The organism is Rhodococcus xishaensis, assembly GCF_004011825.1.
GTDB lineage: Bacteria > Actinomycetota > Actinomycetes > Mycobacteriales > Mycobacteriaceae > Prescottella > Prescottella xishaensis.
This window is the reverse complement of record NZ_RKLO01000003.1, coordinates 73,409-85,430: the sequence shown is the minus strand read 5'-3', so window position 1 is coordinate 85,430 and position 12,022 is coordinate 73,409. Positions and strand designations below refer to the sequence as shown.

8 protein-coding genes are annotated in these 12,022 nt (G+C 66.4%); 3 read left to right on the top strand and 5 right to left on the bottom strand.

Annotated features, from left to right (window positions below; all coding sequences use genetic code 11):
• Positions 1–139 precede the first annotated feature (139 nt).
• Entirely contained in the window at positions 140–1,594 is a 1,455-nt protein-coding gene (locus EGT50_RS07850; RefSeq protein WP_127952575.1) for an Ig-like domain-containing protein, read from the bottom strand.
• 425 nt (positions 1,595–2,019) lie between these two features.
• Between EGT50_RS07850 and EGT50_RS07845 the strand changes: the two genes are divergently transcribed.
• Positions 2,020–2,736 (top strand): hypothetical protein, encoded by a 717-nt coding sequence (locus EGT50_RS07845; RefSeq protein WP_127952572.1) that lies wholly within the window; start codon positions 2,020–2,022, stop codon positions 2,734–2,736.
• A 158-nt stretch (positions 2,737–2,894) separates the two neighbouring features.
• Here EGT50_RS07845 and EGT50_RS07840 read toward each other — a convergent pair whose 3' ends face one another.
• Positions 2,895–4,274, bottom strand: a complete 1,380-nt coding sequence (locus EGT50_RS07840) for an FAD-binding oxidoreductase (protein WP_127952569.1) — start codon at positions 4,272–4,274, stop codon at positions 2,895–2,897.
• Between the two features lie 111 nt (positions 4,275–4,385).
• On the opposite strand from EGT50_RS07840, the gene EGT50_RS07835 reads away from it, so the two are divergent.
• The gene (locus EGT50_RS07835; protein ID WP_127952566.1) at positions 4,386–5,126 is read left to right on the top strand and encodes a DUF429 domain-containing protein; all 741 of its coding nucleotides are present in this window, start codon (positions 4,386–4,388) and stop codon (positions 5,124–5,126) included.
• Positions 5,127–5,343: 217 nt separating this feature from the next.
• Positions 5,344–6,714 (top strand): PPE domain-containing protein, encoded by a 1,371-nt coding sequence (locus EGT50_RS07830; RefSeq protein WP_127952563.1) that lies wholly within the window; start codon positions 5,344–5,346, stop codon positions 6,712–6,714.
• Positions 6,715–6,718: 4 nt separating this feature from the next.
• On the opposite strand, the gene EGT50_RS07825 is transcribed toward EGT50_RS07830, so the two are convergent.
• From EGT50_RS07825 to EGT50_RS07815, 3 genes are read right to left on the bottom strand one after another with little or no spacing between them, the layout of a single operon-like run.
• On the bottom strand, positions 6,719–8,158 hold the full coding sequence (locus tag EGT50_RS07825) for an HAD-IB family hydrolase (RefSeq protein WP_127952560.1): 1,440 nt from the start codon (positions 8,156–8,158) through the stop codon (positions 6,719–6,721).
• Positions 8,155–10,464 carry a glycerol-3-phosphate 1-O-acyltransferase gene (locus EGT50_RS07820; protein WP_127952556.1) on the bottom strand — a complete coding sequence of 770 codons (2,310 nt, stop codon included), beginning with the start codon at positions 10,462–10,464 and terminating at the stop codon, positions 8,155–8,157. Before EGT50_RS07820 ends, EGT50_RS07825 begins: the two co-directional genes overlap by 4 nt.
• Positions 10,461–11,951 (bottom strand): wax ester/triacylglycerol synthase domain-containing protein, encoded by a 1,491-nt coding sequence (locus EGT50_RS07815; protein ID WP_127952553.1) that lies wholly within the window; start codon positions 11,949–11,951, stop codon positions 10,461–10,463. Before EGT50_RS07815 ends, EGT50_RS07820 begins: the two co-directional genes overlap by 4 nt.
• Positions 11,952–12,022 lie beyond the last annotated feature (71 nt).

The following is a 12,022-nucleotide window of genomic DNA, read 5'->3' as shown; positions in this document are numbered from 1 at the left end:
GTGTCGGTATCTACCGGGTCGATTGAGTGTGGTCGCCGACATCCTCGATGCCGACGCCCAATCCTTATGACTCCCATATGCCGACAACACTGTGTGACCCGTGCGAAGAACTCGCACGGGTCACACAGTGTTGGCTATCTCAGGATCCGAACAAGGAGCCGGTGCCACCGGACAAGGATCCGGCGCTTCCGGTTCCGCCGCCGTTGTCACCGCCGCCCGGGACAGTCCCGACGACCACGGTGATCTCGTCGGCGGACCCGTTCACATTGCCTGCGCCGGAGTATTGCGCGGTGATGTTCCGTTGGCCTTCATGAGCGGGCGTCCACTCGAGGGTGGCCCGACCGCTCGAATCGACCGAGGAGATTCCGATGACGGCGTCGCCGTCCTTGAAGGTGACGGTGCCGCCCGCATCGCCGGGTGTCACGTCGGCTGTGATGGTCTGCGCCACACCGACTGTGGGGATGGGACCGATGGTGAGGACTGTCCTCGAGTCGATGTTGTCGACGGGCGCCGCCGCCACATTCACGGTGGCGCTGTCCGACGACCCGGTGACACCGGCGCTCCCGGAGAACGTCGCGGCGATCGTGTGATCGCCCGCGGTGGACGGTACCCACGTGTAGGTGGCTACACCGTCGGCGCCGACCGGTACGTTGGCGAGCGCCTCACCCCCGTCCGTGAACTCGACTGTGCCACCGCTACCGGCCGGCGCGACGGTCGCCCTGAGAACGCTGGCCTGACCGACCTGTGCACCGACGACGGGGGCGAGCACGGTCGACGACACGGTATCGGCCGGCGAGACGGTAACGTCCACCACGGTCGAAAACGAAGCCAAAGCCCTTGGGGTCGCAGGGAATCTCGCGTTCATGCTGTACCTCCCGAACGCGCCGGGTGTCCAGTGGAACTTCGCGACACCCTTGTCGTTGAGCTGGGCCGTCCCGATCTTCACGCCGCCGTCATAGAAATCGACGTTGTCTCCCTGGGCACCACCGGTCACAGTAGCCTCCAGCACCGCCGAGTCCCCGACCTGCATATTGGCCGGCGCGGTGAGGGTGGTGGAGGTGCTGTTGTACGGGACGTTGATCTTCGGGCCCTTGGTGCTCCAGGTGTTGCCGCCGATCGAGGCGTTGTAGCCCATTCCCGTGTTCATGGCGATGTCGCGCTCACAGTCGGCACCTACCTTGTAGGTGAACTCGAAGGTGCGCGATCTTGGATTCGCGATGGGTCTGATCGGCCACTGGATGATGCTGCCGTCGACCTGCGCGTAGTCGGCTCCCGTGCTGGCGCCGTAGCTCTTCCCGTCCACCTTTGCCGACTGGAATTTCAGGCAGGGCGGGTGTATGTCCCTGACCCAGTAGATGTAGGTCACTACGCCACCGAACTGCTGATAGAGCTTGTTGGTCACGGTGACCGTGTCCCCCTCGACTGGGGTGGTGTTGCTGATCGTCCGGGTGATCTTGGTCTTGTTGGTGGTCTCCCACGTCGTCGATTCGGGGGCCGCTCCCGCGACGCCAGAACCGGCCACCACAGTGAACCCCGCAGCCACTGCTAGGGCGCTGACGCCGCTGACTACACGACGAACTTTCCTGTCAGACATGAACTTCCTCTCGATGGCGATCTGGCACAGCCGTCCCAATCGGGAAATCTGATACACCCGTCCCAATTGGGGGAATGGCGAAGACGATAACGTAGTTTTTCCAAGCCGAGACGACTTTTTTACCGCAGCATTTGCACGCTGAGACGATTACATTTGGGCCAGGATTGTCAATCAGGGGCGATTGTCTTTAGCCCCGGCTAGAAGGCCCACGAAGTTGCCCTGGACCTGGATCCGCAGCGGGTCCGGCGGCGTGGTGATTCGCTGATTCAGTCGTGGTGCTGTAGTCTCACCGCGGCCAAACGGTACCTCTACGAAATCGATACATACCCTTGACAATTCTGTGGCCACTCTCGAAGAATCACGGGTCTAGGCCGCAAACGTCGGGGTAGTGCGGTTCGCCCTCAAATTCGGACGGGAGATTTGCCATGTCTCACACCTCGATGCGCCGTGCCGCCGTCGTGGCGTTCTCTGCCATGCTCGTAGCGACCGGTTTGACAATCGGAGTCGGCCCCGGTGTGGCCGGCGCAGCCGAGTGCTCGCCGTCGAGCCACGCCACGAAGAGGGACTTCTCCACGGTGTGGATCACCCACAACTACACCAAGACTGTCACCCCCACGGAGGTCGCGGCCGGCGGGTTGGTGACCTACAAGTCCGTCGTCGGCACTACTTCCATCGGCAACCCGTATCTCAATACCTTCATCGACTATCCGCCCGCCGGGTTCGGGGCGCCGGTCAAGGCGACCGTCAAGAGGTACACCTTCCCGGGTGGCCAGCAGACCGCGGAGTTCACCCCGGTGCCGAACGGCGCTGGCTACCAGGTGACCAGCCCCGGATGGTTCATCAACGCCAGCAACCCGGTCGTGGTGGAGATGACCTACCAGGTTCCCGAAGATACGACTCCCGGCAGTACCGTCACCAGCGGCGGCATCAAGACCAAGGGCACGGTCGGCATCGCAAACACTCTGCCCAACCTCACCGCATGTTTCACTGTTCGGCACCAGAATCCCGGAGAGGTTGTTGACGGCAGCCTGGACGACTCCGGTTTCGGCTCCGGGGAAGGCCAGCTCAGCGCCACAGGCTCCCTCGAAGAGTCCCTCGCGAGAATCCTCGGCGACGTGCTCGATGGGCTGATCTCGAGCTGACCTGGGGAGCGAGCGCATCAGTCAACGCGATTCGGTTACTGCGACCGTCTACCTGACGGGAGTCACCGAATCCTGATAGGAGCCTCCGGCCGCCGGCGGTGTTGGTGCCGGCGGCCGGGTCCGCCAACACGGTGAGGCGCCGTTGGGCATCGTCCGGATCAGGGAAACACGGCCCCTGGATTCAGGATGCCCAACGGGTCCAACGCCGTCTTGACCCGTCGGTTCAGCTCCATCACGTCGTCACCGAGTTGCCCCGGCAGAAAGTCCCGCTTTAGCCGTCCAACCCCATGTTCACCGGTGATGGTGCCGCCCAACGTGATTGCGAGGTCTATGACGCGACTGAATGCGGCGTGGGCGCGTTCGGTCATGTCAGGATCGGTGGGGTCGAAGACGATGAGCGGGTGAGTGTTGCCGTCGCCGGCGTGGGCCACGGTGCAGATTTGGACGTCGCAGTCCTCGGCGATCGACTCGACACCGGTGATGAGCGCGGGCAGCTGTTGCATCGGGACGCCGACGTCCTCGAGGAGTAGGCTGCCGATCGCCTGCACAGCGGGGAAGACGGCGCGGCGGGCGACGGTGAAAGCTTCGCCCTCGGCGGGGTCGTCGGTGGCGAACACCTCTTTCGCGCCATTCTTTTCGCAGGCGCCAACGATGTTCTCGATCTCCCTCGCCCCAGCGGCGCCGGGAGTGTCGGACTGGGCGAGCAGCAGAGCACGGGCGTTGCGGTCCAAGCCCATGTGGATGGCGTCCTCGACGGCGTTGATGCTCGCGTGGTCCATGAACTCGAGCATCGCCGGCCGGATCTGCCCGCTGATAGCCAGGACGGCGTCGGCGGCGGACTCCACCGACGGGAACGATGCAACCACCGTCGATGCCGGCAGCTGCGCGGGGATCAGCCGCAGCGTGAGTTCGGTGATGATGCCGAGTGTGCCTTCGCTGCCGACGAACAACTTCGTCAGCGAGAGCCCCGCGACGTCCTTGAGTAGCGGGCCACCCAGGCGGATGGCGGTACCGTCAGCGAGTACGACCTGCATGCCGAGGACGTAGTCCGTGGTCACCCCGTACTTGACGCAGCACAGTCCGCCGGCGTTGGTGGCGGCGTTACCGCCGATCGAGCAGATCTCGTACGACGAGGGGTCCGGCGGATACCACAGCCCGTGCTCGGCGGCGGCCTTCTTGACCTCCACGTTGAGCAGCCCGGGTTCGGTGACGGCGACCCGGGCAATTGGGTCGACGGTGATCGCACGCATCCGTTCGGTGCTCAGCACGATCCCGCCGTCAACGGCGCTCGACCCTCCCGATAGTCCCGAGCCCGCCCCGCGCGGAACGACCGGCACCCGATGCTGCGACGCCCACCGCATCACTGCTTGCACGTCTTCGGTGCAGGTGGCACGGACCACCGCGATCGGGGTGCCGGCGTCAGGGTCGGCGGCCCAGTCCTGACGGTAGCCAGCGATCAGGTCCGGATCGGTGAGGACCGCGCCGTCGGGCAGCGCGTCGACGAGCCGTTCCAGAGCACCCGGGTCCACCTTGGTCATACGTCCATCATGCCCCGGGGTGCCGGATTCGCGGGCAAGGGCGAACGGATACCCGCGCGGTTCAGGCGACACGCAGTTCCAGTGCGCTGGCGAGGCCGATAGCGTCGAGGCGTGAGAACAGTCGGCGTCGATCTCGCGGCCGAGCCTGCGAAAACGGCTGTCGCGACCATCGGGTGGGGAGCGGGGTCAGCGGGCGTGCTCGACCTGAGCGTCGGTGCCACGGACGACGACCTGGTCGAGGCGGTGGCGGGCGCCGACAAGTGCGGGATCGATGCGCCGTTCGGGTGGCCGGACGCGTTTGTCGACTTCGTGCTCGCGCACCGTTCCCGGCAGCCGCTTGCGAAGCTCGATCTCGGCGGTCGCGCGGGTCGGCTGCCGCTGGTACGTCGACGAACCGATCGCGTCGTGCACGAGGTGACGGGCATCGTGCCACTGAGCGTGTCTGCGGATCTGATCGCGCACGTCGCGCTGCGGTGCGCAGGGTTGTTGGCGCGGCTCGACATAGCGGGCACTGATGTCGATCGCATCGATGGCGCGGTGGTGGAGGTGTATCCGGCGGGTGCGCTGCAACGGTGGGGGTTGCCGTTTCGCGGGTACAAGGGTTCGGCGAATCGAGCGACTCGCGTATTGGTGCTCGAGAGATTCCGCGAGCAGTTTCCGCAGTTGCAGCTGGGCGATCTCCAAGAGACGTGCGAAGAGTCGGACGACGCGTTCGACGCGGTCGTGGCGGCTGTCGTCGCGCGGGCGGCGGCGCTCGGCCGGACGCGGCTGCCGGACACGGCGGACCGGGACGTGGCCGCTCGTGAAGGCTGGATTCACCTTCCGGACGCAGCGCTCGCGAATCTGCTCTGAGGCTGCCCGTGCTGTGCAATCCGGTCCAGGCTGGGCGGCCGGGAGTCGAGCGGAACCGAATCAGGTGGGCGAGCGTCTGTTTAAGGTGAGGGGACCTAAGCTTCCGGGGCCGTGGTACTGAGGGGATACCGCGGCCTCGGATCCGGCCCAGGCCAACGACACCGAGCCGCGGGTGGCGCATCGAGATACGGGCCATGAGATACGGAGGGAACTGAGGATGGGACTGCCGAGCTTTGGCGAATTCGTCGAGGGCATCGGTCGGGACGTCGCTGAATTCGTCAAGAATCCGGCGAACGCTGTGGTGGACCTGGTCACCGGGTTCGACCTGAACGAGGAAGAGCGCGTCCGCGACGAACAGGCCGCCGGTAATGCCGCACGCGACGACATCTATGCCCGCCAAGCCGGCCTGTACGCCAATGCGGACGGCTTCGACGACCCCGTCCTCACGGCGCCCGAGGCGTTCGAAGCGATGTCGCACGAGCAGATCAAAGCAGCCGTCGATGCGATGAACGGTGAGAGTCTGAGCGCTAGCGCGGAAGGTTGGAAGAAGATCGGCGACTCTCTCGAGCTGGCCCTCAGCGACTTCCGCGACTTCATCGCGACCACGATCGGCGAGAACTGGGGCGGCATCTCTGCCGACAGCGCCAGGCGGGCAACCGCGGACTACGCGAGGGAGTCGGTGAGACTCGCGGAGGCGGGCAAGCTCGTAGGCAGCAAGATCGAAGAGGCCGCCACCGGCGTCAACCAGGTGAAAGCAACAGTGCCGCCCGTCGAGGGGTTTTCCGTCCTCGGGACTGTATTCGACACAGTCCTCCCCAGCGTCGGGCTTGTGAAGAGTCTGCTCCACGAACGCGACGAAGCACACCAGGAAGCCATCCAGATCATGCGGACGGTCTACGCCCCGGTCATGCAGCAGGCAGACACCCATGTGCCAAGGCTTCCTGAGCCGCCCCAGGTCACGAGCGACAGTGGGCCACTCCGACCGGGAGACATCCGCGGACCCTCGACCGTGACGCCGCCGTCCACGTATCAGGTACCAACGAACACACCAGGTATCGACACCACCGGAACCACGGCGCAGGGCAACCCGAACGATCAGGAACCTTCACCCTTCGGCGACCCCACCAACGGCGTTGGGTCCGAGATGCCTGCTGCTCAAACGAACCCGGCCTCCGCGTGGACAGCGCCGGCCGCGGCGTCCGCCGTCGACAGCGCACGACTCGGGCAGCCCGGCGTTGGAGCAGCTGGCACTGGAAACTTCCCGAGCGCCCAAGGGGCGAACGGAGGATTCGGCGGCGGGGCCGGCGGATTCTTGAGCGGCGCACTCGGCGGCAGCGCAGCAAACCCAGGCACCGGCGCGAGTGCGGCTGCGGCAGCAGGGACAACCGCGGGTACTGCGGGTGCAGGGTCAGCGAGTGCGCGACCCGTCGCTCCCGGCGCTGCGGGCATGGTTCCCGGCGCCGGTGCCCGCGGCCGCGGCGAGGACGACAACGAACACAAGACCCCCGGCTATCTGGTGGACGTCGACAACGGCAACGAACTGATCGGGCGGCTCCCGTTGGCCGCGCCCCCCGTTCTCGGCACGTAGCCCCCTACGCCTTCCCCGGACCCGCGGCGAGCACGTCCTCGAACGCCGCCCGCACTTCGGCGATGTGCTTGTCGAGGTTCTTGACCTTCCACCCCTTGGTGTCGATGGGCTCCAACACGTCGACATGGACGGTGCCTGGGTGGGCTACGAACGAGTTGCGCCACATCAGATCCCCTGCGTCGTGGATGACGATCGGCACGATCGGCACCTTCGCCTGCATCGCCAGGTGGAATCCGCCCTTCTTGAATCGGCCCATCCGCGGTGTGGGGGAGCGGGTGCCCTCGGGGGCGATCAGGATCGACGTTCCGCCCTTCAGCTTGTCGACAGCGGGCCTCAGGGCGGCGCGCGCCTGCGCGCTGTCCGCCCGGTCCACGTACGCCACGTCGAGCAACGTCCCCACAACGGCGAACCGAGGATCGAGCGCCGCCTCCTTCTTCGCCACCCCCGTCACATCACGGCGAATCACCTTGCCCGCGACCACCATGTCCAGCGAGCTCTGGTGGTTGAACATGAACACCGCCGGCCGGTGCTTCCACGCGTTGTCCTCCCCGGTGATCTTCACGTCGATCCCGCAGATCGCCAGTGCCAGATCCGGGCCGAATGTGCCCACCAGGTTCGCCGCGAGCCGCCGATTACGGCCCAACAGCCCGGCCCCCACCCCCGCCAGCGCTGTCGTCGTCAACGCCCCCAACGCGAATCCGGTGCGGGCAGTCGCGATGGGCGTCGCCCCCCGCTCCGGCTTCGGCAGGTTCACCGATAGCCAGCCCTCGGCCCGCGCGATGTCCGCCAACCTCCGCTCCGGATTGAGCGCCACCGGGCGGCCGACCGAATCGAGCATCGGAACATCCTCGACGCCGTTGGAATACGCGAACGCCTCCGAAAGCGGAGCCTCGACCTCGTCGGCGAACTCCCGCAGCGCCTTCGCCTTCTCCGAGCCCCACAGCGCTGGGCCGGTCAGCGCGCCGGTGAGGATTCCGTCAATCACCTCCGGGCGGCTGCACAGCACTTCGTCGATACCGAGATCGTCTGCGACGCACTGCGCCTGGTATGTCGTCGCCGACGTGGCCATCAGGACCCGATGCCCAGCCCGGCGATGTGCGGCGACCAGCCCCCGCACCGCCGGGTAAATCATCGAGCCGACCTCTTGGCGGAACAGTCGCTGGCTCCATTCATGCAGCTCGTCCTCGCTGCGACCGGCGAGACCGCGGACCGCGATCTCCATCAACCGCCCGACGTCGGCACCCCGGAACTGGGTGTCGAACGCCGCGCCGGTGGTCCTCAGCAGCTCGGCGATGCTGATGTCGAAGCGTCGCAACCGATCCCGGTAGACCACACTCGCGGTATAGCCGGTGATGAGCGTGCCGTCCAGATCGAACGCGGCCAGCGTCCGCGGGCCTGCCGGGGCGGCAGCGATCGCGGCGTACAGGTCCTCGAGCCGGTTCATCGCTCCGACTCCGTTGCAGGCACGTCGACCAGGTCGGCCGCCGGATCCGGGCTCTGCAATCGGTCGAGCTGGGCATGGGACCTCGCCCGGATCTCGCGGACCCTGCGGACCAGGGTCCGGACCTCGGCGGCGAACTCGCGTCGTCGCTCGACGACCGACTCGTCTTCCGTCTCGACCAGGTTGCGATTGCGCGCCAACCGCAGGGCAGTTGCGAACAACTCCGACGAGATCGACTCGGTGCATGCGATCTGCTGACGTAGCCGGCGCTGCCGGGCCAGGGCGAGACACTCTGTGAGAAAGGTCTTCTCGTCGAACACCCGCGACACTGGGGCGTCGCACAGATGATCGGCCACCACCTGATACGCCTCGAGGAACGGCTGCAGGACCCGGTGGGCCAGGTAGGGACGCACCCCGGACAGGATGTGCCCGGCATGGTCGGGATTGGTCAGGTCGTCCTGCCACGCTGGATCGACCATGCTCAGCTCGGACCGGAGCTCCTCACGGAAGGTGTCCTTGTCGCTGAAGAAGAACTCGAACTTCAGCAGGTCTCGCAGGCGAAGCGCCTCCTCCCATCCGTCCGTCAGCGGGTCGGTGAACTTCTCCTCTACGGCGGCCACCAGCACCATCTCCGCGATCGCACGGACCACCAGGAAATGGATGGTGTTGTTGCGGAAGAAGGCCGCCACCAGGCCCTGATCTTTGCCGAGGTAGTAGACGCGTTCGTCGCCCTCGTCGAACCGCTCGAGCACACCCGAATCCAGGTGGGTGAACAGGGCCTTGCGGATCACCTGTGGGTTCGTCAGGTCGACGTCACCGGCGGTCGGGAGTTTGCGTGCGGTGATGTACTCGACCAGCGGCCCCAGGATGAACCCGATGTCGGGCACCGTCAGCGCCCGGTCCTCGATCCCGAGGAACGCGAGCATCACGAGCGACGACGCCGTGATCGGGGTGACCTCGTTGATCCGATGACAGACCTCGATACCGGTTTTCTGGATCGCCAGCCGCGAATCCTCCTCCTGCTCGAGCGAACTCCGCAGCGACAGCGGCCGGCCGATCGTCACGTGTGCGACGCCGCGGCGCTGCCCCTGCGCGCGGACGTAGCCGATCATCCAACCGAAGCTCTCCTTGCGTTTCTCGGCGCCGTGCGCTTCCGCGGCCATCGCACTCACCTCGTACAACTGGTCGTACACCAGTGACACGGGAACGAGGTAGACGTCGGAGGCGTCGCTGTCCTGGAACGCCTTCGCCAGGTAGGTCAGCAGCCCGTACCGCGGCGGACGCAGTTTCCCGGTGCGCGACCGGCCACCCTCGATGTACCACTCGAGGTTGAATCGCTTGTTCAGCAGGAATCGCATGTACTCGCGGAGCGTCCACTTGTAGATCTCGTCCCCGCCGAACTTGCGGCGGATGAATACCGTTCCCGACCGTTTGCTGATCGGGCCGACGGGCCAGAAGCTGACGTTGAGTCCACCCATCACATGGTTGAGCGGAAGGTCGTTCATGAGCAACGCCGGGCGCAGCACGAGCGGGTCCAGGTACGAACGGTGACTGGGCAGGAACACCAGGGAGTGCTCCCGGTTGAGCTCCCGCAACTCCTCGAACCGTGTGGTGTCGACGTCGAGCCGGTAGGCGCGGGAGAAGAAGCGGCCCAGTTGGTCCCACAGCGCGATCGCCCGTCGGCTCTGCGCGGCGACCATCTCGTCGAGGTCCGCGCGGGCGTGCCTTTCGACCTCGGCCGCGGTCAGGTTCAGTTTGGCGGCCAACTGCTTGACACCGGCCGTGAACCGGCTGGTGTCGGTGATCTCCTCGACCACGAACCGCGACACCTTGTATTGAGTCCCGAGGAGCTTGCGTTCGGCACGTTCGAGTGCGAGCGCGGCCTGACGTCGGATGAACTCGGGTAGCGAGCCGCCGCCCCGCTCGGCCAGGCGGTCCCGTAACTCACTGAGTGGGGCGCCATCTCCTTCGAGGACAAGGCAGCGGCGGGGATCCTTACGCAGGACCCGGCGCTGCGACTTCGGGCTCAGATGCAGCGGGTCGCGCGCGGACAGGATCTCGCGCAGACGCTGGCCCCGGTGCCCGTTCGCGATGTCCGGCAGCCACACCACTCGTACCGGGGTGACCACCGGATCGTCCTCGCGGCGGGTGAGCGCGGTCAGCTGCTGATCGCTCGTGGAGACGGTGACGGTGCGCTGGCCGGACTCGGCCTCGCGCCGTTGCAGCCAGGTCCGCAACACCCGGTCCTCGGTCTCACTCATCGGTTCGGTGAGATAGATGCTCTGTGATTGGGTCTTCGACCCGGTCATCGTCGTGCTCCCTCCGACCCCGTGGATCCGGTGACGGCGTCGCCGAGAGCCACCACCTCGTCCAACCCCTCCTGCAGACACCGCATGAACAGCGCGGGCTCGGTGACCGCGGCGGTGTCGAGATTGACCCCGATGCAACAGATCCCGACGTGGGAGACCATCGTCGCCATGACAGCGCACCCAGGAGCTGGCGCGAACGGAAACACCCGCTCGATCCGCGCCCCGGCCAGATACACCGGGATGGGAACCCCGGCGACGTTCGAGGCTTGTAGATCCAGCCCCTTCGCCTGCGACAGGTACCACTCGGCCAGTACCCGTGTCGGCAGCCGCACCAACAGCGGGGAAGCGGCCTCGACGATGTCGAGTGCGGGTTCCTCGCGCAGGGCGAGAACCATCGCGCGCACCTTCCGGATGCGGATCGCCGGGTTGAGCTCGGTGGCCGGGCCGGCGAAGCGCACAGCGGCAAACCGGTTGCCGCCGGTCGGATCAGACGCGGCTCGCATGTTGATCGGCATACCCATCGGGACCTTGCCGACCGCGACCCCCATCTTCTCGTGGTAGCGCCGGTACCCACCGAGGAGGGCGGCAACGTAGGCGTCGTTGACCGAGCCGCCCGCTGCGTGCGCCGCGATCCGCAACTGGTGTAATCCCACTTCGAGGACCCCGAACCACCGCCCGAGGCCACGGTCGCGGAGCAAGGGAGAGCCACTAGCCGATGGCGGTTGGACCACCCGAAGCAGCGAGTTCGCGTAGTCGAGCACCTGACCTGCGGCGTCGAAGGGGCGGGTGAGCGCGGTGAGCGTGGTGCGTGCCGACGCGGACACCAGACCGGCGATCCGACTCGGTGTCCGGCGGGCCTCCGTCATCACCTCCTCGCCGAGCGCCTCGAGATCGTTCAGGTGCTCGGGTGGTGCGGGCTCGCGATCCGGCTTGTCGGGTGTCGGCTCGGGACGCCGGCTGTGCAGCAGGGCCATCATCTGGATTCCGCCCATGCCGTCGGTCATGCTGTGATGCGTCTTGACGACGTACACCGCGCGCCCGTCGTCGAGGCCCTCGATCAGCATCGCCATCCAGGGGGGCCGGGCCTTGTCGAACGGCTCGGTCGCCAGGTGCCGACACACCCGCAGCGCGTGATCGAGGCCCGCGGGCTCGGGCAGGCGCACCCGCCGCAAGTGGTAGTCCAGATCGAACTCCGGATCCACCGACCAGATCGGGTCGCCGAGTCCGAAAGCCGGTTGCACTGCGCGCATCCGGATCCGCGGGACGATGTGTGAGGCCCACTCGTGGGCGCGGACCAACCGTTTCCAGTCGGGAGTTCGGTCGAGGACGTCAACGGCGACGATCGGAGCCCGCAGTTCGGGTCGGACCTCCTCCATCCGCCACAGCATGGTTTCGAAGTCCGACATCGTCCGGCTCATATTCCAACCGACTGCGGACAGGTCGACGTCCACCGCGCTCGGTGGGATGAACGGCTGACCGTCGGGCATGCGCACACTCCTCGCAACCATGTGTCGGGGTGTTGCCTCAAGTGTGGACCTGTGCGAGTGAGCGCGTCATG